Source organism: Leptolyngbya subtilissima AS-A7, assembly GCF_039962255.1.
Classification (GTDB): Bacteria; Cyanobacteriota; Cyanobacteriia; order Phormidesmidales; family Phormidesmidaceae; genus Nodosilinea.
In genome coordinates, this window is the sequence record NZ_JAMPKY010000004.1 from 81462 (window position 1) to 103824 (window position 22363).

The following is a 22363-nucleotide window of genomic DNA, read 5'->3' on the forward strand; positions in this document are numbered from 1 at the left end:
AAGATGCTCAGTCAAAACTGTAATGCTTGTTTATCTTGTAAGCAACATGTGTTGCACAAAATTTGATGCCCCTGGTTTAGTTTACCGCTCAGCGGCTTGAGGGGCGGAAGAACCCAGCGGAGTGGCCCGCTCCTGAGCCAAGGTTGCATACAGCCCTTCAAACAGAGCAATGCCGTGCATCTCTAGGGCAGTGTCAGAGAAATCGGTCAGCAGCCAGCCCCGCAGCAGGGCATCGACCCCCGCAGTTTGGGGCTGGTGGTATTGACCATCGCGCAGGTCAATTTCATGCACAATCTGGCCCAGCACCTGCAGAGCTGGATTATTGTCTAAACCAAAGGCTCTAACCATGACCTCAAAGGTGCACAGATTGCCCTGGTGCTGAAAGTCACCTTTATCCATATCGAAGGTGACTTCGTCGGCTGCCGCCGTTTTGGCATAGCGAATCACGGCCTTGGGGTCAATAAATCGACGAATCAGCCAGATGCAGGCCAGGCGATCCACATGGGGGCGGGGCCGAGTTACCCACGATCGCTGCTGATACTGGTCTAGGGCAGCGGCGGCAATGGCGATCGCCTCCGATACAGGCGTCAGGACTTCAGCAATCTGGTTGAGACGGGCCATCACCTGCGCCCCTTCAGGGCAGTCAAAAAAGTCGATGCGGCGGATGTCAGCATAGTGCTTGTAGAGCTTTTCGAGGCGCTCGTGTAAATCGCCCGAGACATCAAAGGCAGGGGAGCTAGCCAGCGCTGTAGCCTGTGCCTCTAGCTCGGCGTAGTCGTCGCGCCGAGCGGCTCGAAACCGCTCGACGATATCGGAGTCGGATAGGCCCTCAAACTGCTCAACCCGCATAATCAGTGCTTCTCCACTGGCTTTTTGCACCTCTTGGGCTAGCCACTGAAACGCTTCGAGGCACTCATCGCGATCGGGCAGCACCTGAATGCTGTTGAAGGCGATCGCCCCCAGCCGCTTCAGCCGCCGCCACAGGGTTACCCTCGGGCTCGACGAGGCCTTTGAGGGCAAAGAATAGGAAAAAACCAGCCAGCTCACGCCATGACCTCTACTCAAAAGCCAGAGTAACGGATATAGCTATGAGGAGCAACAGGTGTTGCTAGCGCTGGCTTGGCTGGGGCTATTGACCTTTAAAGGGGCTGGCGACGTGCTGACGGTGACGAATAGCCTTGAGCCGCCTATACCCCGAGAAGCAGTTAAATCAGGACTTAAAGTTGTTTCCCTTTATAGCAAAATTGATATGCCCAATGCCGTGTGTCGATTGCACATTGCTCTTAGGAAGGGGTGGGCAGAACCGTATCGTGAGCTCGCAGCTCTGGCAGGGTGAGTTGCTGCAGAGCAAACGTACTCTGCAACGGCTAAGGCGCGAGAAACTATAGAGCCTGACGAGAGCTTTCGTGAATCACCGTAAAACTTGTATCACGAACAAAGCTTTCACTTGAGTGTTTCCGTAAAAACGCGGATTCTGATTGATGAATTGATTCAGACTAAGGCGACTTGTCCTGGCTAAGCAAGCTCGTATTGGTATGGCTAAAACAACGTGGACCTTATGGTCTATGGGGTAATCGCACACTTGTCCGCAGCGGGAACTCGATTCCTCAGGGGAAGGGGAGAGTGCTTCTGTTTGAACAGGCATCACGCCTAGCTCAACTCACATCGTTGCAGTTTAGACCTGCCTCAAGCTCACGCATGGACAGTCTCTAGTTTTGCTCAAGGCTCAATTTAAATTTTATCTTAGGGCTTTTTTTATGTTCGATCCCGTGCTTAACCTTTCTACCCTCAATGGCAGCAACGGCTTTGTGATTAACGGCATCGCTGCGGATGACAATTCAGGCTTTTCTGTCAGCAATGCAGGCGACATCAACAACGACGGCATTGACGACCTGATTATTGGGGCAGATGGAGCAGACCCCAACGGCAACAGTAATGCTGGCGAAAGCTATGTGGTCTTTGGTGGAACCGGCGTGGGCAGCAGCGGCAGCTTCAACCTCTCTGACCTCAACGGCAGCAACGGCTTTGTGATTAACGGCATCGCTGCGGATGACAACTTAGGCAGATCTGTCAGCAGTGCGGGCGACATCAACAACGACGGCATTGACGACCTGATCATTGGAGCATTCATAGCAGACCCCAATGGCAACAATGCGGCTGGTGAGAGCTATGTAATTTTTGGTGGGGCAACAGTGGGCAGCAGTGGCAGCCTCAACCTCTCTGACCTCAACGGTAGCGACGGCTTTGTGATTGAGGGCATCGATGAGTTTGACACCTTAGGTTTATCCGTCAGCAGTGCGGGGGATATCAACAACGATGGCATCGACGACTTGGTTGTTGGGGCAAACCTAGCAGACCCCAATGGCACCGTTAATGCTGGCGAGAGCTATGTGATTTTTGGTGGGGCTGGAGTGGGCAGTAGTGGCAGACTCAACCCCTCTAGCCTCGACGGCAGCAACGGCTTTGTGATTAACGGTACGGAGGTGGATGACTTCTCAGGTTTTTCGGTCAGCAGTGCAGGAGACATTAACAACGATGGCATCGACGATCTGATCATTGGGGCACCCAAGGCACTCCCTCCAAGCAGCGCGGGAGCTGGCAAGAGCTATGTGGTGTTTGGTGGGGCCGGCGTGGGCGCTGGAGGCAGCCTCAACCTCTCTGCTCTCGATGGCAGCAACGGCTTTGTGATCAACGGTATTGATGCAGGTGGCATCTTAGGCAGTTCTGTCAGCAATACGGGTGACATCAACAACGATGGCATCGACGACATGATCGTTTCGGCAATCGTGGCAGACCCCAACGGCCTCTTTAATGCTGGCAAAAGCTATGTGGTGTTTGGTGGAGCAGGTGTGGGCGCTGGAGGCAGCTTCGACCTCTCTGCCCTCAACGGTAGCAACGGCTTTGTAATCAACGGCCTTAACGGGGGCGATCGCTTAGGCACCTCCCTCAGCGCAGCGGGGGACATCAACAACGATGGCATTGACGACCTGATCATTCGGGAAGGTGCTAACGAGGGCTATGTGGTGTTTGGCGGAGCAACCCTGGGCAGCGGGGGCAGCCTCGACCTCTCTACTCTCAACGGCAGCAACGGCTTTGTGATCAACAGCACCGATGAGTTTAGCAGCATAGGCCCCGCCGTCAGCGCGGCGGGAGACATCAACAAAGATGGCATCGATGACGTTATTCTTGGAGCACTTTTTGCAAACTTCAATGGCAACAATGCGGCTGGCAAGAGCTATGTGGTGTTTGGTAGGGCAAACGCCCCTAACCTTGCCCCCGATGCCGTCAATGACAGTGGCTTCACGGCTAACCAACGCACCTCCCTGGTAATTTCCGCGACGGCGCTGCTGGCCAACGACACCGATCCTAATGCCAACACCGTGCTGCGCATAATTGCTGTGGGCAGTGCCACAGGCGGCAGCGTGGCGCTGAGCAACAATGACACTCCCAGTGACTTTGCTGACGATTTTGTCGCCTTCACCCCCAACGCCTGCTTTGACGGCACGGCTAGCTTTGTCTACACCCTCAGCGACGGCAGCTTGAGCGATACCGCCACAGTGAGCATTGCAGTGGGCAAAACCGTCAACGGCGGCAACGGCAAAGACACCCTCACTGGCACCGCAGGCAATGACACCCTGAATGGCGGCAACGGCAAAGACACCCTATCGGGACTAGAGGGTAACGACACACTGGTAGGTGGCAATGGCGCTGACCGTCTGGTGGGCGGTGCTGGAGGCGATGGCTTAACCGGGGGTAATGGGGCTGACACGTTTGTCATCTCTAGCTTGAGTGACTCGCTGTTGAGCAATTTTGACCGCATCACTGACCTGAAAATTGGCACCGATGTGATTGATGGTCCTACTGCTGTCAGCGCGGCCAACGTAGCAGAGCTAGGTGCAGTTGCCTCTCTAAACCAGGCCGGTATCAGTGCCATATTGACAGCAGGTGCCTTTGGGGCCAATCGAGCGGCGACCTTTAGCTTGGGCTCTCGTACCTTTGTTGCCCTCAACAACGATACGGCCGGATTTCAAGAGACCAGCGATGCTGTGGTTGAGATTACTGGCTTCAGCGGTAGTTTGACCAATTTGGCGATCGCTTAATCACTCATCGACCTACCGACCCAGTGAGATCGCATCTCACTGGGTTTTGCCGCTTCTGGCATTATGTATAGTGCGATCGCCTCATCTAAAGTGAGCCACAGAAGTAGGAATAAGGCATTGTTTCTAGTCCTACAGTGGTTGAGATTAGGTCTTCAAACTCACTGGCAGGACGGCAATATTGGCTTAAATTTTTTCGCTATATAAAAGAGCAACTTTACTGTGCAGGCAGGAATTGGCCTGTCCTCGCCACAGTGAGAGTGAAGTAGTCGCCTGCGCGCAGCTAGCCTATATGTTGTTGCCACAACCAGTCAACGAGAGAATGCGAGTTTCCCGTAGTACGCTTAGGGGCATATCATTAAGCTCGATCGCGGCTATCTTTATTCCACTTCCTTGATAAAATCAAGCACCTGCTGCGCTTCTTGAGGGCGATTTTGCTGTCTTAGCATCTCAGCGCAACGGTGGTAGGTATTGATGATGAACTCAGTAGAATATTGTTGAAACCATGGCTCGCTCAGCTGCTCGCGAATTGGTTTATATACTTCAGCAGACTGCTTAAAATAGTCAATGGCTAGGTCGGTTTGATTCTGCGCAATTAGCGCCTCCGCCATATTAGCAAGCGTTGCTGCTTCAAACACTTCCACTGTAAGCGTAGTTTGCAGCGCTTCAACCCCGCGTTCGGCTTGAAGGATTGGCAAGGCTTGCTGGTAATACTCAATGGCTTGCTGAGGCTGACCTAAGGAATTGTAAGCAAAGCCAAGATGATGCCGTACAAACGCTTCCCCCTCGGGATAGCGTATGGCTCGATAGTTTGACAAAGCTGGCTGAAGATACTCAATGGCTTGCTGAGGTTGATCCCAGAAAATGTAAGCCTGGCCAAGAGTGGTCTGTACGTTCCCTGCGTAATAGCTATCATCCAAAGATTGATAAATGGCCAAGGCTTGCTGAAAGTACTTAACGGCTTGTTGGTCCTGACCCAAGTCATAGTAAACCAAGCCCTGACTATTTAATGCATACGCTTCGTCATCCCGATCGCCGTTCTGACGAAAAACTTCTAAAGCAGCTTGAAACGATTGCAAAGCTGCTTGATGTAGACCAGCATCATGCTGGTTAATACCTTGGCTCAAAAGGCGCTGGGCTTCTCGGTCTAAGAGGATCTCAGGATCTCGAATGCTAGATGGGTCAATTGGGGCAATTTCGATCCGGTTTTCTTGCGCTCGTGTAAGCGGCACAGCGACAGGCGTAAGAAGCGCTAGCGGAAGGATAATCAACAACAGTAACGGTTTGGTGAAGCGCAGGGAGGGTAGAAGCATCTGCTTTCTAAGGGAGGGAGAAGATTATCGCTGACGCTTCAACCGTACTGCGGAGTTACTAAGGTAAACAAGGCTAGAAAAGGTACTTCAAGTAAACAAGTTGATCGGACACTGGTTCGTCAAGAGGAGATACATAGAACCCTTCTCATACAAAGATTTCCTGGGTTGATAAGCGGCGAGAGCAGAGGCCTATCGCTATCACCACCACCGTCGCAATTGCCCCATCACTGTAAGTTTGAGCGGCCCCTCGCCGTCCTGTAGGCATGGTTACTAACCACTGATTGAGGATGTCCTCAATCAGTAGTTGGTGAGACTTCCGCGCTGCTTCAGACCAGCGTTATACTCAGACCAGTTACGGACTCGGTACTGCATCGGCGTCAGGTTTTGGGTGGTACTTAAACATTAGGCCATCGCCCCGTTCGTAACACCCTACTCATACAGCAACGCCGTTTGGGGTGATAATCTGGGAGTGCATTCCCGGTTGTAAACCTGGCATTCGTTCTCTCTTCTCTAGTTTGGGTCAAACGAGAAATAGTCAGATTGCGTCCAGGTATCTTTAGTCCAGGTGTCTATGGTTGCACTGCTCGGTTATCACCCCCAGGCGCTGCTGTACGAGAGCGCCAATTCGCGGGTATATCGAGCTACCAGGGCAGCTGACGCCCAGCCCGTGATTCTCAAGGTGCTCAGCCCAGACTACCCGACACCGGCCGAGCTAGCCCGCTACCGGCGGGAGTACGAAATCCTCAGCAGCCTATCCGGGGCGGGCATTGTTCGAGCCTACGGCCTGGCACCCTATGAAAAAACCCTGGTGATCATTCTGGAAGATTTTGGAGCGATCGCCCTGCGCGATGTGATCCACCAGGAGTTCCTCAGCCTAGAGCAATTTTTAGAATTAGCCATCGCTATCACCGCTGCCCTAGCCCAAATTCACGCTGCCAATATTATTCACAAAGATATCAACCCCGCCAATATTGTTTTGAATCGGCAAACCGGGCAGGTCAAAATTATTGACTTTGGCATTGCCACCCGTATCAACCAACTCAGCCCCAGCCTCAAGCATCCCAACGTCTTAGAGGGCACCCTAGCCTATCTTTCGCCAGAGCAAACCGGGCGAATGAATCGGCTTTTAGACTACCGCACCGACTTTTATTCCCTTGGGGTAACCTGCTTTGAGCTATTGACCCAGCGGCTGCCCTTCTATGCCGCAGATCCCCTGGAACTGATCCACAGCCACCTGGCCAAGCAGCCCCCCAACCCCACAGCCCTCAATCCGGCAATTCCGCCCCTAGTGTCGGCCATCGTGCTCAAACTGCTGAGCAAAAATCCTGAGGATCGCTACCAAAGTGCCCTGGGCCTGCAGGCAGATTTGGAGTATTGCCTGGCCCAGTGGCGACAGCAGGGGGCGATCGCAGTGGTGCCACTGGGCCGCGAAGACTATATTACCTGGCTGAGCATTTCCCCAAAGCTCTACGGTCGAGAGGACGATCTGGCCGCGCTGCTGGCGGCCTTTGACCGCATTGCCACTGGCAACGAGGCCACCACCGAGGCCAGCGGAGCCCAGTCCCAACGCCCAGAAATGATCACCGTCACTGGCTACTCGGGTATTGGTAAGACGACGCTAGTGCGCGAGATCTATCGGCCGATTACCGAGCGGCGGGGCTACTTTATTACCGGCAAGTTTAACCAGCTCCAGCGCACCATTCCCTACAGCGCCCTGGCGGCTGCCTTTAGCGACCTGGTCAAACAGCTGCTGACCGAAAGCCCAGAGGCCCTACAGCAGTGGCAGGCTAAACTGCGGGCGGCGCTGGGAGCTAGTGGCCAGGTGATTGTTGAGGTGATTCCCGCTGTAGAACTGGTAATTGGCCCGCAGCAGCCGGTGTCTGCCCTGGGGCCCGCCGAAACCAAAAACCGCTTTCAACGGGTCTTCCAAACGTTTGTTCGCGCCCTTAGCGATCCGGCCCACCCACTGGTGATCTTTCTTGATGATTTGCAGTGGGCCGATGCCGGTAGCCTGCAGCTGATTCAGCTGATGCTGAGCGATCGCGACGCCCGATCGCTGCTGTTAATTGGGGCTTACCGCAGCAACGAGGTCAGCAGCACCCACCCGCTGACTATGGCCCTGAAGGGTCTAGCGGATGGGGGAGTGCCCCTCACCCAGATTCTGCTCCACCCCCTCACTGTCGATCACCTCAGCCAGCTCCTGGCCGACAGTCTCCACAGCGATGCCGACACCACTCGGCCCCTAGCCGAGCTGATTCACCACAAAACCAACGGCAACCCCTTCTTTGCCAACGAGTTTTTAAAGACCCTAGCGACAGAAAACCTACTGCATTTCGATCTGGATCGGCGCCTCTGGGTCTGGGACATTGCCCAGATCCAGGCCCAGGCCATCACCGACAATGTGGTCGAATTGATGACAGAGAAGCTGCGCAAGCTGGACCCCAAGACCCAAGGAATGTTGCAGTTAGCCGCCTGTATCGGGTCCGGCTTTGGCCTTAACACCCTGGCGGTGATCGCCCAGCAGCCACAGGCGGCGATCGCCGCTGATCTGTTGCCTGCCCTTCAGGCGGGGCTGGTATTAGCGCCCTGTGAACCCGACGACCAGGGGGTAATGCAGACCTACCGCTTTCTCCACGACCGGGTGCAGCAGGCGGCCTATGCCCTGATACTAGAATCGCAGAAGCAGCAACTGCACCTGCAAATTGGCCAACTGTTACTCAACGACAGCTCCAGTCGCCCCCGGGCCGACGGCGGCGATGAGGCCCTGTTTAGCATCGTCGATCACCTCAACATCGGGCGATCGCGGCTGTCCACCGAGGCTGAGCGCCTAGAGTTGGCCCAGCTCAACCTGCGAGCGGCCCGCAAGGCCAAAGCCTCTACCGCTTACCAGGCCGCCCACAGCTACCTGGCGGTGGGGTTAGCCTGTCTGCCCCCCGCCACATGGAATCAGCAGTACGCCCTCACCCTGGCGCTCCACCAGGAGCAGGCGGAGGTGGAATACCTAATCGGCAACTTTGAGACCTCCAAGCAGATTCTCAATAGTATTCTCTGCCATGCCACGGCGGTGATTGACCAGGCGGAGGCCTACAACCTGCTGGTGGTGCAGTCTACTCTCAAAACCGACTACGCTGCTGCTCTAGACTACGGGCGGCAGGCTTTGGCTCTTTTGGGAGTCGAGTTTCCCGCCGACCAGTACGAGGCGGCCTTTGAGCAGCAATATCGGCAGTTTCAAACTCGCCTGGGCGATCGCCCGCTGTCGGCCCTGCTAGATCAGCCGGAAATTACCGAGGTTGAACAGCGCCTGGCAGTGAAGGTGCTCTCAAATATGGGGTCGGCGGCCTACCGATACCGACAGGTGATCTGGCAGGTGGTAGTCACCGTGTCGATGAACCTCTTTTTGGAATATGGCAATGGGCCCGAGTCGTGCTACGGCTACTCGAACTACGGCACCCTACTGGGCTCGGTACTAGGCAACTACGCAGCGGGCTATGAATCTTGCCTGATCTCGATGCAGCTTAGCGATCGCTACCAGAGCCTCACCCAGCGATCGCGCGACTGCTTCATTCTGAGCAATTTTGTCCACTCCTGGGTGCAGCCCCTACGGCTGGCCGATGGAATCAACCAGGAGGGGGTGCGCGCCGGTCTGGAATCTGGGGAATTTCAGTACGTCGGCTACTCCCTCAGCTACCGCATCTCCAATTTGATGGCCCAGGGCAAACCCCTGCCAGAACTCACTGAGCGGGTGCAGGAGGCACTGCTGTTTTGCCAGGGGGTGAACAATCAGTGGGCGATCGATGTGCTGGAGGGCTACCAGTTGGTGCTAGCCAACCTGGCCGGGCAGACCGCCGATCGCCTCAGCTTTGATCTGCCAACCCTGACCGAAAGCAACTATCTCCAGGCATGCGAAGCCCACAAAAGTTATAGCGCTCTATGCCGCTACGCCATTGCCAAGGCCCTAGCGCTCTACCTGTACCACGCTGACGAGGCGGCTTGGGCCTGCATCGAGCGGGCGCTGGCGTTGCAAAACTATATTTTGGGAGTGATCTCCAACGCCGAGCTGCACTTCTACGGGGCGCTGATTTTGCTGCGCCTGGCCCACAACGCCACCGATCGCCAGCGGGCAGAGTACCAGCAGCTGGTGGCCACCCATTTTGCTAAACTGGAGCGCTGGGCTACTAGCTGCCCCGACAACTTCCAGCACAAGGTTTGGCTGCTAGAGGCCGAACTAGCTCAGCTCCAGGGCAGTTCCCTGGATTACACCCTCGACCGCTACGACCGGGCGATCGCCGCCGCCGCCGCCCAGGGTTTTTTGCAGGATGAGGCCATCGGCCACGAGTGCGCCGCCGACTTCTGGCAGCGCCGCCACAAGCCCGACTTTGCCCGCAGCCACAGGCAAAAAGCCCGCTACACCTACAACCGGTGGGGGGCAACGGGCAAGGTAGAACAGCTAGACCTGCCGAAGAGTGGCCACCCGGAGCGCCCCTGGCACCCCAGCGGCGCCACCACTACCGGAGCCACCTCCGGCCAGGCCCTCGATCTGAGCACGCTGATGAAGGCCTCCCAAGCGATCGCCAGCGAAATCGTACTGGACCAACTGCTGGCCCGGCTGATGGAGGTGCTGATGGAAAATGCCGGGGCCCAGCGGGGCCACCTGATGCTAGAGTCGGCGGGCAGCTTTTATATCGAGGCCACCAGCGAGGTCGATGGCGAAACCACGGTTCTGGCCTCGCTGCCCATGGCCGACCTGGTACCCGTGAGCGTGATCAACTATGTGCTGCGCACCCAGGACAGTCTGGTATTCCACCAGATAACCGAGACCGCGCTGGGCCAGGATCCCTACATTCAGCGCCATCGCCCCCAATCGATCCTCTGTACACCACTGATCCACCAGGGCAAGCTCACCGGCATTTTGTATTTAGAGAATCGCCTGGTGGCCGAGGTCTTTACCCACGATCGCCTGGAGTTGCTCAAGCTACTGTCGGCCCAGGCAGCCATTTCTCTGGAGAATGCCCGCCTGTACGCCACCCTGGAGCAAAAGGTGCTGGAGCGCACCCAGGAATTAACTGCTGAAAAGGCCCTCTCTGAGCGGTTGCTGCTCAACATTTTGCCGGAGTCAGTGGCGGAGCGGCTCAAACGGCAGAATCAGGCGATCGCCGACGGCTTTGATGCGGTCACCGTGCTGTTTGCCGACATTGTCGGCTTCACCCGCTTTGCCAGCCAGATTCCCCCCCAACAGCTGGTGGATCTGCTCAACCACATCTTCTCCCAGTTCGACCAGCTCTGCGATCGGCACGGCCTAGAAAAAATCAAAACGATCGGCGATGCCTACATGGTGGCCGGTGGCTTGCCTGAGCCCCACCCCGACCACGCCGCCGCCATTGCCGATATGGCCCTGGCCATGCAAGCTGCCATTCAGAAACCCCTGATCCTATCCACCCTGCCCCAATGGCTGCCCCACCAAGACATTGCTATTCGCATTGGTATTCACACAGGGCCCGTGGTAGCCGGGGTAATCGGCACCAAAAAGTTTACCTACGACCTGTGGGGCGATACGGTCAATGTAGCCAGCCGCATGGAAGCCCAGGGGCAGGGCGGTAAAATTCAGGTCTCCACCACCACCTACGAACAGCTCAAGGGGCGCTACCACCTGCAGCGGCGGGGAGCGATCGCCGTCAAAGGCTGGGGCGAAATGGTCACCTACTGGCTGACAGGGCCACGCTAAGGCGGAAAAACGGCAATCGCCAACTGTAATGGAACATGGTGCCGTAGCGCTTCACCAGCGTCGGTCAGATCGAAAAGAGGGCGGCGAAGGAAGTAGTTCCAATCAAAATCACTTGATAGAAGCAGTACTATACCGAAACAATCAATTCTTCTGTACTACCCTGCGGCTCGAAGCTTCTGATGCCAGATCTTGTGGCCAGGATTTGATCGACTGACTCAAGAATTGACTTTAAGCCAGCCCCCTTAGAAAGGACAGCATCAGCTGAGGGACAAATACCTTCTGCAGAATAGAGCATATCGCTAGTGAAGAATGCAGACATCAGCACTAACAGAGGCGGTTGGCCAAGTTCACTCTTGAGTTTACAGATGAGCTCAGCTCCGTCTAAAGCTCTTTGGTAACTTCTTCCGGGCAAACAGAAATCAACCAGTGCCAAGTCGAATTGGTGATCAACTGGAATAAATTGAAAAGGGTCTTGGAAAGCTTTAGCCTTAAAACCTACTTGTTCTAACGAGCAGGCGAGTGCAAAGCCCCATGCTTCATTGTCATCAATAATAGCAACCCGCGTCATCTTCTAATGAAACCTACCTAGATTATTAAGTATCATCATCCAATTGCTTCTAGTTCACTTTTACTGCACGAAACACTTCTATGAATCCTCCTTGGGAAGGATATCTTAATAAAATCCAAAAAACAACAGTCCCTAAAACAATGCTCATACAGTTTTAAGAAGTGGTTTGGAATGATCTTTGGCTGTCTCTTGAGCCACTGAGAAATATTCAATTTTAATAATATTACTAAACATGCTCAATTCTTAAATGCTTCTCAATCGCCTATTGGGCAAACAATTGAAAGACCCAGACAACTTCTGCACATTTCAAAAATTATGAGTGGTTATCTATCGTGTGGATGAAGACCTTTTCACCCACACGATAGAGCAGAAGGCTCGCGGTGGCAGATAGGTTGGTAGCCATATTATTCGCTGTTCGCCAAAAGGTTTTCCTCAGAAGCTCTTTTTTTGGCAAATTCAGCATCAGGAGGAGCACGCAGAACCTGCCGCACCTGATAGTACGTCTCGATTGGTAAGGAGAATCGGTTATGAAGCTACCTATACTTAAAGCAAAAGGAGTCCTCATAGCAATTACTCTAATGCTGCCTTTAGGGCTAATTGGAACAGTAGTTTGGGAGCAAGAAGTAAGGGCACAACAAGACAGCCCTTCAAAACTATCTGACTCCTTACCGGATGGAGTATACCTCTATAGTGATGTGCCCCAGCCTGACCAAATTCAGCATACATACATCGTTTTTGAAAAGGAACAGGGCAAGGTCGTCGGAGCACTCTATACTCCTCAATCGGAATTTGCCTGCTTTACAGGAGAGCAGAAGGGGAATCAGTTAGAGGTTAAAGCTGTCCCATCCGAGGCTCCTCAAGGTTTTGAGGCGACCGCTAAACTCAGCGAACTTCATCGCATCGATTCCCACAGCACGAATGACCAGCGCATTCTCTCGATCTGCAAGCAGGATGCAACTAGTGTTAATTGATAGCCTCAGTTGCCTTACGAGAAACAGGGCGCCGAAGGAGGCTCCACAGTTTCATCACAAAGAGGTGATTCAGGTCAGATTAAAGGGTCATGAATTGTGACAGGGGCACTATTCCCCTAGAAGGGAGTGGCTAATTCTTTCAGCAGCAGGGAACATAGGGCATGAAATGGGTTCTAAGGCTCTGTGGGCGTCCTTAACGGTAAATTCCTACAGCAGGGAAAATATGTTGTTGAACAGGAACTAGGCCGCGGTGGCTTTGGCATCACCTACAAAGCCAGAAATACCGTGCTGGCACAAGTTGTGGTGCTGAAGACGATCAACGATGCGTTGCATCAAGAACCCCAATTTGAGGAGCACCAGAGGCATTTCTAGGATGAAGCCAAACGGCTAGCCCGGTGCTCCCACCCCAACATCGTGCGGGTAATTGACTTCTTTGTAGAAGACAGTTTGCCTCACATCGTAATGGACTACGTTCCTGGTCAGACCCTGGACAAGCTAGTTCAGTCAGGCCGCCCGCTTCCTGAGACTACGGCGCTTTACTACATCCGCCAAGTCAGTGAAGCTGTTGAGGCGATTCACCAAGCAGGGTTACTTCATCGAGACATCAAGCCTCAAAACCTGATTCTCCGACCCGAAACCCAGCAGGTAGTGCTAATCGACTTTGGCATTGCCCGAGAGTTCACCCCAGGGGTTACCCAAGCCCACACTCATCTCGTCTCCGAAGGGTACGCCCCTGTAGAGCAGTATCTTCAGCAGGCTCGGCGATCGCCAGCAACCGATGTCTACGGTTTAGCTGCCACACTCTACACCCTCTTAACAGGCCAAGTTCCTACTGCCGCGCTTTTGCGAGCTAGAGATCCCCTCCAGTCTTCCCACGAGCTTCAGCCTTCAGTAAGCCCTGATGTCAGTGCTGCTGTGATGCGGGGCATGGCCGTGGAACCTGAGGAGCGACCTCAGCGCATAAGCGATTGGTTAGCCTTGTTGCCGATCGCTTCCCATAGCACTCAGGTCTCGTCTGTACCCCCTAGCCAGCGTCCAACCGTTGTGGTGGCTCCGCAGTACCGTCCTACCATACCAGCCGGGCCTGGAAATGCGACGGTTTCTGCGGAGCAACTGGGCAGAGGCTCTGTGGTGCAGGACGTAAACCCGCCTTCGCAGCCATCACGGAGGAGAGCGAGTAGCTCCTGGTGGTTGCCCGTAGCGGTTGCTCTAAGCGTATTTCTCCCACTCCTGCTGAGCTACAGCTGGTGGCGCAGCCAAACTACCGCTACCCCATCACCTGCGCCAGAGACTGTTACACCCCCCTCTACTGCCAGTGAACCAACCCCTACAGAGGAGTCTAGCCCTCAGCCTACAAATGAAGTTCAGGAGGCTTTACCCACCCCAGCTGCACCTGAGGTGATGACTCCACAAGCAGAGCCTCCGCTTGCAGAGACGCCAATAGAGCCTCCACCTGCAGAGACGCCAGTGGTGCCTGATCAAGCTGTTGAAGTACCTGACGATCAAGTCCAAGCTGGCCCTGAGACCAGTGAGGAGGCGCGTCGAGCGCAGGAGCAAGCTCGAGAGGAGACACGCCGGCAGGAAGAACTGGCTAGGGAAGAAGCGCGCCGGCAGGAAGAGCAAGCTCGAGAAGAAGAAAAACGAAACGAAGAGCGAGAAAGAGAAGAACAGAGAGGGGAGCGAGAGTAAAAAGCCACAAATTAAGAGAATTAAGAGCGCTAGAAACGCTTATTCTCTTTTAAGAATTTTTATGACAATTTCCCGAAGCCATACATGCCAACAGTAGAACTGATCTAGTTCATTTTCATACATTTTCATAGGTGTTGGGATAAGTAGTCGGTTCTTTGAACCCAAGGTCTCTACCTTGGGCTTCTCTTCATTAGGTGCATTGCTTCTACTCTGTGCGGGGTTTCTGTTGGCCGCGCCTAGTCAAGCTCAATCTGCTCAAGACTTGCCAGATTCAGTGCAGAGCCAGCTCAAGGACGACGATGACAACGGCGACGATGATGACGATGATGGCGAGGACAGAGGTGGCACATCAACGACAACTACAACCACAGCGATGGTTACTCAAACTACCTTTACTGATGTTTCAACAAGCTACTGGGCCAGGGATTTTATCTACCGCCTCAGCAGCATTAACATAGTACGAGGATTTCCTAACGGACAGTTCCTCCCCAGTAGTACTCTGACCCAGGCTCAGTTTGCAGCAATTGTCTCTCAGGCGTTCCAGCAGCCCACCGTTCGTGAGGTGGGGACCATTCGCAGCCTATCGCGTAGTTACTGGGCCTACCAATCGATCCAGAAAGCCTACTCAATGGGCTTCGTCAACATCTCCAATAGAACATTTAACCCCAATCAGACACTGACCCGATTGGACCTATTGGTCCAGCTAGCACAAGGGTTAGGTATCACCGAAGTTTCATCCGGTCAGTCTGTAGATCAACTGCTGAACGTCTTTACCGATGCCAATACGATTCCTAGCGAGTACCGAGTCATCATCGCGGCCCTGGTAGAGCGAGGCATCTTAGTGAACTATCCTCAGCTGCGTACTCTTAACCTCACGCAAAGGGTAACTCGGGCAGAGACCTGCGGGTTCATTTATCAAGCGCTGGCGTACCTGGGCCGGGTTGAGGCCGTTCAGTCGGCTTACATTGTCAACACCGCTAATCTGCCAAACGTTTCAAACACAGGCACCACGACCACAACTGGTACGACTACAACCGGTACGACTACAACTGACACCACCACTACGGGCACAACTGGAACTGAGTCGGTTTCAAGTGGGGATGTGATCACGCTCTCTAACGGCTATCGCATTACGTTGCTAGAGGTTAGCTACACATCAACAACGTCTACCTAGCGCTACTACATGGAGGAATTGCCTCAGGCTCAGGACTTGAGTAACTGGGTGCTAGGGTTGCCTAGCTGCGCTCGAGTTGTGAATGCGACTCCCAACGGGGAACTAGTGAATCCAGATCCCAATGCTCGGATTAGTGGCATCAAGTGGCAGCCGGGGGGCGGATTCACAGCAGGTGAGTTCTCCGTGACGCTTGAAGGTCGCTTTGCCGTCGGTCAAGTTAGTGTTGCCGCTAAAGGCCCGGATGTCGTTGGTGGAACTCTGAGTGGGCCTTCCTGCAATCTACGTTCTTAGCCAGCCTCAAACTATAAACCGTGCTCTAAAGACGGGCACCAACCTCAAGGCAAACGTACCCTAAACTCAAAAGGCCCCATCCCCTTAAAGTAGTGGGTGGGGCCTTTCTTGCGCTAACTACTGCAGAATATTCTCGAGTAGTTGCCTGCGCGCGCAACCAATCAAAAACTGCTACTTCCCCTGGGTCACGAGCATCAACATGTAGTCAAGGGCTTCCTGGGTCATGGCAGCCAGCAGCTTCTCCATAATGGCGACATTGATATCTTGCCCCGGCTTGAACTTGCTAGTCTGCGCCGCACTAACGTCGCTACGGTTGAGCAGGTCAGAGCCCCGTAGCTCATAGCGGAACATGGCTTTATGAAGAGCAGTAGAGAATTTCATGGAGCTATTCGTCAACATCGGCGTCTGGTAGATGGTCTCCATCTGTTCAAAGCACCATTCACAGTACGCCATACACTCTACGCAACATTCTCTACCCCAGGGCGAAACAAAAGCCCCAGGCCTAGCTGGGCGGCTTCACCACGCCAGCCGGATGGCAGCAGCTTCTGGGCACTGACCGCACCGGCATAGCTAAGTTAGAGAAGTTGCTAGGAGCACAGTGAGTCAGCACTATAATCAGTTAAGTAAATACTGACTGATCAACTTCATCTAAAAAATTGTCGATTAGGGTACGGACTAAGGTACTAATGTCGGTGTCGAGATTTTGGGCAACTGCTTTTAGTTATCAATGCCGACTTTTCACCAGGTCAACCGTCAACCTTACCCGTGGCTTGCCTCGACGGCTTTGAACTCTGCAAGTACTAACGCCGTTAGATCGGACTGCTTAGGGGATGCTGGCTACGATTGCTATCATCTGAGCCGATTGCTTGCAGCTTGGCCCGCCGCTGGTCACCTTCAGCCAGTGCGGTAGCCTCACGGTTCAGCTCGATTGCGGCGCATATCTGAGCCGCTGTGGCAGCGCTATTTGCTGCGATCGAGGGCCTTCACCACGTAGTCAGGCAGCGGTTCTGCTGTAGGTGTAGGGCCGTCGGCGAAGGTAATCAGCCTCACGTAGCTGGCCTCGCCATCTTCGCCCTTTCCCATACTGCGGCTGAACCAAATCGCCGCCCCAAATTTGGGGTTACTGCCACTGCGGCGGGTGTAATGATGGCCCATCCACCAGATGACAGTAGGGCCGTGGTTGTCGTGAGCTACCTCGATCGCACCGATCGCAGCCACCCAGCCATCTTTGTAGGCCAATAATGGACGCTTCCAATTGGGCGGGTTGGCTGCGGCGATCGCCATCGTGGCGACTTCAATCTGCTTCAGTGCGCGGGCTAGGTCGGCGGTGTTGTCGGTCATGGTTGTGAGTAGGTGAGGTGTGCGGTGGTAGGGGCCAGCCCTAGGGAGGTCTATGCTGCAATCGGGCGGGCGATTGGCCAGGTGTCTACTACTTCATGCCTGGGGTAATGCTGGTCAACGTGGGCCGCGATTGCGGCCTAGTTTCCCCAACCAAAGTAGTCACCACTGACTATCTCTATGTTGAACCCCTTCACAGGGTTTGACCTCCTGCTTTATGGGCAGTGACAACGTGATACCACTAAGTAGCGGGGCGACGGCTAGAGCCTTCTCTAGCTCTCGCTCTTGGGTAGCAAATGTCAGATTGAGAAAGTCGAAATTGTAAGGGTCTTTGAGCAGTTGCTGAGCGAGATCGGACTGTTTCGGCGGTAGGATTCGCTCAAAATTGGTAACGGCACTGCCTTGACGCTGGAACAGGTTGGACAAGATGTTCTTGACAGGGATCACAAGCTGGTAGAGCCTTCTAACTGGGCGGCTAGTCAATCAATTGGTTAATCAATTTCATTTAACTCCTCATTCCCCCAGAAGGTTAACCATTCCTCATCTGACGGTCCCCAAAACCTCATCCAGTCAGGCTCTATTACTGAGGCTTGCGGTAAGTTGCCGCTAGGGCGTTGAACAACAGGAGTGAGAGACTCAAAGTCGGGGCATCGCCGCTGCTCTGGCCCGGCTGGATGTACCGCACAGACTAGGTAAAGGCTGCGCGCGTTGAAACGGCAGATTCGGCATTGCCGCGTAGGGAAGAGGTTAGTTGAAGCGTTGACCATTGCCAATGCACAGCTGCTGTCTATGGAAGTCGATAGGCCGATTTTAGCCTTTACCTAGTTCAACACTCATTCCAGGCTAAGCCTTTGAGGCCTTTTAAGTTCTGTAAGTGATGGGGGTCACAGTTTACCGAAAGGTTGAGGGGTTTTGGGTGCAAACCAAGTTCTGATGAATATGACCAGGAACTCTGTCCACGGTCTTGAGTCTAAGGCATTGTAAGGAAGGCAGCAGCCACTCCTTCTAACACAGTCGACTTATAGCGAACTCTATATAACGAAACCGCCCCTGGTGCCCTGTGCGCCGGGGGTTATTTAATGGGTGCTCCTTAAAGCATTGCCTGGGTTCAGCGGCCCATCGTCAACTTCACGGGTACTATACCAAGGCATTATCCCGACCGCCCAACCGGAGCTTGGGTTGAGGTTCAGGATAGTGCTTAATTGCTCAATCGCTTAGCCAGAACAGGTATTCTTTTGCCCCTTACAGTTCATGAGCTTAGCTGATTAATCAATTCGCAAAATAAAGATCCCAACTGGGAACAGCGAGGAGATAGAACTCCTGAGAGAAAGCTTGTGCGTTATTGAAACGAGGAGCGTTGCAGCAGTTAAGCCGTTTCTTGTCGACGTCCTCCAAAGTTTGTCGGCAATAAGTACCCGCATGGGTCATGTCAAACAAATATTAGATTCCCATACTTAGAAATATAGTTAACCGGCAGCATTTCTTCTTGTCAACTAATTAATGACTGAAACTGTAAATTTCTGAATGGTTAAGTCCAGGACGAACCGACAATTTTGACAAGAACTAGACTGCCAAAGCTGTGTCTTAAAATTAGGAGACCTGATTATGTCGTTCGAAACTCCGAGTGCTTTAGCCAATTCAATTATGGCTAGCCTATACGATGTGCTAACCAGCGGTGACAATAATGTTCCTGCTTCAGAAGACAACTTCTTTAGCTGGACATCACCCGGTATGCCCATTGAAGCTGATGATTTTGACTTTCTTAGCCAGGGCCTAACTGGCATTGTCAATAAATCTGCTGTTGAAGATCTGGGTACTGAAACTCCAGAAATTACTCCAGAGCTTCTTGATCAGTTAAGGGCAACCGATACTGCTCGGCTCTATATGCAGGCTGAAAGCTTTGCCCGCATGGTCGATTTTGTCCCCGATTTGGCCAAGCTTAACAATGAGCAATTCACCCGCCTGAGCGTAATGAACAATGAGGGCACACTCTCTGAACGCTACGAATATATTCTGCGGATGAGTCAGGTAATGCAGTCGGAATTACCCGCTGATATTAAGCAACGGATTGAACAATTCCGAGGCCTTCTAAACGTCACCCGTACAGAGACAGATTTATTTGGTCGCGAACGGGAGATCACCGAAGACGGCCCAATTGTGAAGCTCTACCAGGAGAAAATGGCTAACTACGAAGCCGCTGCCTTGGAGTATAACAACCGCCGCATCGCTGCCCTAGCGGCTAGCCGTCCTGAGGATGTGCACTATTGGGCGATGAACGCCAATATCCTACGCAATAGGGTGCGGGCTGCTATGGCCGATTGGGTTTCCAACGGCTATAAGAATGACTACGAACAAATCAACGCTTTTATCGATCAAGTGATGCAGCGAGATATGTCGTTGCTGAAGGATCAATATCGCGATGACCTGCTGAAAGCGAAGCTCACTAGTTTGGCCTCAGGTAGTGACTTTTACTTTACGTCAGTCGTTCCTGGTAACTTCACCCGTGCCTCCGGCTGGACGCAGTTTACCTTCAACTCCGCCCGCTACAACCGCTATCGCAACTCTAAGTATGCCTCCCAATCCTCTAGCACCAAAGCTGGTGGTGGTTTCAGCCTCGGCTTTCTGACCGTAGGCGGTGGCGGCGGCGGTAGCAACGCTAGCTCCTCCTACGAGTCGAAAGTGAAATTTGATAGCACTCGCTTCCGGCTTTCGTTCAAGATTGCTCAGGTAATGGTGACTCGGCCCTGGTTCAAGACGGCCTTTCTCAACAGCAAAACCTGGCGCTTTGATCAAAATAACCCTGATTCTAAATCGCAAATGGTGAGCGATGGCGGCAACCCTGCCAAGGGATTGATTCCGGCTTACCCCACATCGATGGTGGTGATTAAGGATTTGGAACTTTCCCTCGGTCAAAGCAGCGGCTTCTCGGACTACCTCTCCGAGTACGAACGGTCGTCGGCCAGCGGTGGTGGTGCGCTCTCCCTCGGTCCCTTTAACCTGGGCGGTTCTCACAAACGCAGCACCAGCCTGGGCGAAACTACCTCCAAGCATGGCTATTCCTTTGATGGCCAAACTATGAAGGTGCCAGGTATGCAGGTAATTGGCTTTAAGTGCCATGTTCTACCCAAGTCTCCTAATCCATTACCCAACATCGAGAAGTGGATCTAGTTTGTGTGGATTGATGGGATGAAAGAATAGATAAATCTTGAGTATTGAGGTTGAGATTTGAGTGAATAATTTAATTCAAATCTCAATCTTTTTTCAGTTTTTTCGCTACTTTGAAAAGCCCTTTTTCCTGTCAAAATTTATGGTTTTAGGCTCAACTTAATTAAGGAAAAATTATGGACGCGATCGCTCAATTGGCCCTGACGCAAAAAGCTCAAAGTGTTTTTGGGGGCGACAATACATTTCTCAGTTTTCCCCTCACACCGCTGCAATATACCCAGGATGACCTGAGTTTTGTGCAAAATTTCAATGTGTCTCGACTAAAAGAATTTTCATTGCTGGTCAACTTAATCCCCAACGGACAGGCATGGCAGCCGACAGAAGCCTATTATCTCTGGGATGTTTATGGCGATGTTTTAGGTGGCCATGATACCGAATTAGCCCAGTCTACCCGCACGGCTCAAGAAGAAACTCAATACCAACGAGCTGTACAGTTTTTAAGTATTGCTGGTGCCGACGGCTGGCCAGAGATGAGCCCAGCAGTAAAGGCCTACAATCAATTTCGAGATCAGTGGTTTGTGCTTCAAGAACATTACAATTCAGTCAAAATCACTGGCGAGACTACAACTGATCTCGCTCTCAGGGAGCAATGGCTTAGAGTAGACGAACCTCGACTTCGGCAACAACTCCGTGATTTAGAGAACCGCTGGCTGAGTGAGGGATTTAAGCAAGAGGTAGAGCAATCTCAAGAGATACGCAGTCGCCTAGGGGCCAAAAACCCCCATAGAACTTGGGGAGAGTGGAACAGCAAGTTTGACCCCAGTATAAATGCTCTGACCGATGTAGATGGAGTAGAGTTTTATCCCAGCAGTTTTTCGCCGATGAATGCGTTGGCATCGGGTTCTTGGCAAACCTTCAACCTGACCCGGGACGAAGTGGACGCGATGGTCAAAACCGCTCCTGCCGAGTTGCGATCGCGCCTTGCCGCCGACCTCCAAGCATCAGATATTGAGTCAATTTCTCTGGAATTTAGCTCTGCTGCGATTGTACGAACTTGGCTAGATTCTGACCTTTTCAAAGCTCGTTTTTGGCGGTTTATAGATCGCTCTCGGCAGCTTTCTAACGGCAATACACCCCCTGCTGGTCAATGTCCTGCCTATGTCAGTGCAGTGGTGTTTGCCCGCAACATTACAATAAAGCGCCGGGTTCAACCACCTGCGCCCGCAACCCCGACAACGCCTAGCCCATTCTCCCCGGCAACGCCCGTTGTTATTCGCCCTAGACGGCCTAAACCTGATATTTTCATTGACCCAACTGATTTTCCCAAGGGTAAACGTTACTGGGATCGCCCCTCTGTCATGATGAAGATGGTCGCTAGCCCCGTCACCTCGCTCGACCTGTCCTATCCCATCCTGGCTCAAACGGCACAACCCAACTTAGCCCCAGGGAGCGTCGCTCAATCGATAGTGACTCAACCCCTGAAGGCAGACGCTCAGTCGCTTAAGGTCAACTCGTTGAATACGGCTCAACTTCGGCCGATACACACTATCGAACCGGCGGATCTACCCTCGAGGAAACCGCTACGGCCAATGGATATAAACCCCGAAATTTCTCAGGCCGCTGCGTCAAAGGCATTCTTGCGACTCCAGCAGGAAGCCGTCATGCGCCCCACGCTGCCCCAGGCAAGCAAGGTTTCGCAGGAACCCAGCCAAACGAAAACCACCTCCACGGCGGCTGACCAAATTTACATCCTGGCGTTTATTTGCAAGCCTGTACCCCTCAGCCCCAACCCCGATTCCGCGTTGCAGTGGTAGTTGCTGGTCTCTCTGAGCGAGGCTGTATCGGCCTAATCCATAGAGTTGATAACAATGTACTCTCCCAGCCATGGGTACTCATTCTCATGGCCTTAACTGCGGCTACTGCGATCGCATTTAACCTACCTCTGCTTAGCAAAAATCAGCGTGACTACCGCTTATAGAAGGCCTCAACTGCCCTCTATCATTGCTTTAGATGGATTGCGGGGAGCCTAAACGTT

At 53.2% G+C, this 22363-nt stretch carries 13 protein-coding genes and 1 pseudogene; 8 read left to right on the forward strand and 6 right to left on the reverse strand.

All coding sequences use genetic code 11. The features are described 5' to 3' along the window. Positions 1-81: 81 nt before the first annotated feature. The gene (locus NC979_RS09925; protein WP_199308882.1) at positions 82-1047 is read right to left on the reverse strand and encodes a chromate resistance protein ChrB domain-containing protein; all 966 of its coding nucleotides are present in this window, start codon (positions 1045-1047) and stop codon (positions 82-84) included. 710 nt (positions 1048-1757) lie between these two features. Here NC979_RS09925 and NC979_RS09930 point away from each other — a divergent pair. Beyond that, positions 1758-4100 carry a beta strand repeat-containing protein gene (locus tag NC979_RS09930; RefSeq protein ID WP_190520233.1) on the forward strand — a complete coding sequence of 781 codons (2343 nt, stop codon included), beginning with the start codon at positions 1758-1760 and terminating at the stop codon, positions 4098-4100. A gap of 377 nt (positions 4101-4477) precedes the next feature. Here the strand turns inward: NC979_RS09930 and NC979_RS09935 are convergent, their stop codons facing one another. Beyond that, positions 4478-5410, reverse strand: a complete 933-nt coding sequence (locus NC979_RS09935; protein WP_190520235.1) for a tetratricopeptide repeat protein — start codon at positions 5408-5410, stop codon at positions 4478-4480. A 571-nt stretch (positions 5411-5981) separates the two neighbouring features. Here NC979_RS09935 and NC979_RS09945 point away from each other — a divergent pair. Then, positions 5982-11132, forward strand: a complete 5151-nt coding sequence (locus NC979_RS09945; protein WP_190520236.1) for an adenylate/guanylate cyclase domain-containing protein — start codon at positions 5982-5984, stop codon at positions 11130-11132. A gap of 127 nt (positions 11133-11259) precedes the next feature. On the opposite strand, the gene NC979_RS09950 is transcribed toward NC979_RS09945, so the two are convergent. Next, positions 11260-11700, reverse strand: a complete 441-nt coding sequence (locus tag NC979_RS09950; protein ID WP_190520238.1) for a DNA-binding transcriptional response regulator — start codon at positions 11698-11700, stop codon at positions 11260-11262. A gap of 527 nt (positions 11701-12227) precedes the next feature. Here NC979_RS09950 and NC979_RS09955 point away from each other — a divergent pair. From NC979_RS09955 to NC979_RS09970, 4 genes and pseudogenes are all read left to right on the forward strand, one after another. Continuing rightward, positions 12228-12671, forward strand: a complete 444-nt coding sequence (locus tag NC979_RS09955; RefSeq protein ID WP_190520240.1) for a hypothetical protein — start codon at positions 12228-12230, stop codon at positions 12669-12671. 183 nt (positions 12672-12854) lie between these two features. Continuing rightward, entirely contained in the window at positions 12855-13043 is a 189-nt protein-coding gene (locus NC979_RS09960; RefSeq protein WP_199308883.1) for a hypothetical protein, read from the forward strand. A 15-nt stretch (positions 13044-13058) separates the two neighbouring features. Next, positions 13059-14360 (forward strand): annotated as a pseudogene (locus NC979_RS09965) (serine/threonine protein kinase); the annotation flags it as partial. Between the two features lie 226 nt (positions 14361-14586). Further along, positions 14587-15534 carry an S-layer homology domain-containing protein gene (locus NC979_RS09970; protein WP_190520242.1) on the forward strand — a complete coding sequence of 316 codons (948 nt, stop codon included), beginning with the start codon at positions 14587-14589 and terminating at the stop codon, positions 15532-15534. Between the two features lie 462 nt (positions 15535-15996). Here the strand turns inward: NC979_RS09970 and NC979_RS09975 are convergent, their stop codons facing one another. The 3 genes from NC979_RS09975 to NC979_RS25315 form a co-directional block, all read right to left on the reverse strand. After that, on the reverse strand, positions 15997-16206 hold the full coding sequence (locus NC979_RS09975; RefSeq protein WP_190520244.1) for a hypothetical protein: 210 nt from the start codon (positions 16204-16206) through the stop codon (positions 15997-15999). 579 nt (positions 16207-16785) lie between these two features. Next, positions 16786-17166, reverse strand: a complete 381-nt coding sequence (locus NC979_RS09980) for a single-stranded DNA-binding protein (protein WP_190520246.1) — start codon at positions 17164-17166, stop codon at positions 16786-16788. Positions 17167-17654: 488 nt separating this feature from the next. Beyond that, on the reverse strand, positions 17655-17930 hold the full coding sequence (locus NC979_RS25315) for a DUF6464 family protein (protein ID WP_431191052.1): 276 nt from the start codon (positions 17928-17930) through the stop codon (positions 17655-17657). Between the two features lie 838 nt (positions 17931-18768). Here NC979_RS25315 and NC979_RS09990 point away from each other — a divergent pair. Then, positions 18769-20331 (forward strand): hypothetical protein, encoded by a 1563-nt coding sequence (locus NC979_RS09990; protein ID WP_190520248.1) that lies wholly within the window; start codon positions 18769-18771, stop codon positions 20329-20331. 173 nt (positions 20332-20504) lie between these two features. Next, positions 20505-22142, forward strand: coding sequence for a hypothetical protein (locus tag NC979_RS09995; RefSeq protein ID WP_190520250.1), 1638 nt, complete (start codon positions 20505-20507; stop codon positions 22140-22142). Positions 22143-22363: the final 221 nt, after the last annotated feature.

Bases quoted from the DNA above. Each gene is read 5' to 3' on its own strand.
- NC979_RS09935 (WP_190520235.1), bottom strand. From the start codon at position 5,410: ATGCTTCTACCCTCCCTGCGCTTCACCAAACCGTTACTGTTGTTGATT.
- NC979_RS09955 (WP_190520240.1), top strand. From the start codon at position 12,228: ATGAAGCTACCTATACTTAAAGCAAAAGGAGTCCTCATAGCAATTACT.
- NC979_RS09990 (WP_190520248.1), top strand. From the start codon at position 18,769: ATGTCGTTCGAAACTCCGAGTGCTTTAGCCAATTCAATTATGGCTAGC.
- NC979_RS09945 (WP_190520236.1), top strand. From the start codon at position 5,982: ATGGTTGCACTGCTCGGTTATCACCCCCAGGCGCTGCTGTACGAGAGC.
- NC979_RS25315 (WP_431191052.1), bottom strand. From the start codon at position 17,930: ATGGTCAACGCTTCAACTAACCTCTTCCCTACGCGGCAATGCCGAATC.
- NC979_RS09975 (WP_190520244.1), bottom strand. From the start codon at position 16,206: ATGAAATTCTCTACTGCTCTTCATAAAGCCATGTTCCGCTATGAGCTA.
- NC979_RS09950 (WP_190520238.1), bottom strand. From the start codon at position 11,700: ATGACGCGGGTTGCTATTATTGATGACAATGAAGCATGGGGCTTTGCA.
- NC979_RS09930 (WP_190520233.1), top strand. From the start codon at position 1,758: ATGTTCGATCCCGTGCTTAACCTTTCTACCCTCAATGGCAGCAACGGC.
- NC979_RS09995 (WP_190520250.1), top strand. From the start codon at position 20,505: ATGGACGCGATCGCTCAATTGGCCCTGACGCAAAAAGCTCAAAGTGTT.
- NC979_RS09980 (WP_190520246.1), bottom strand. From the start codon at position 17,166: ATGACCGACAACACCGCCGACCTAGCCCGCGCACTGAAGCAGATTGAA.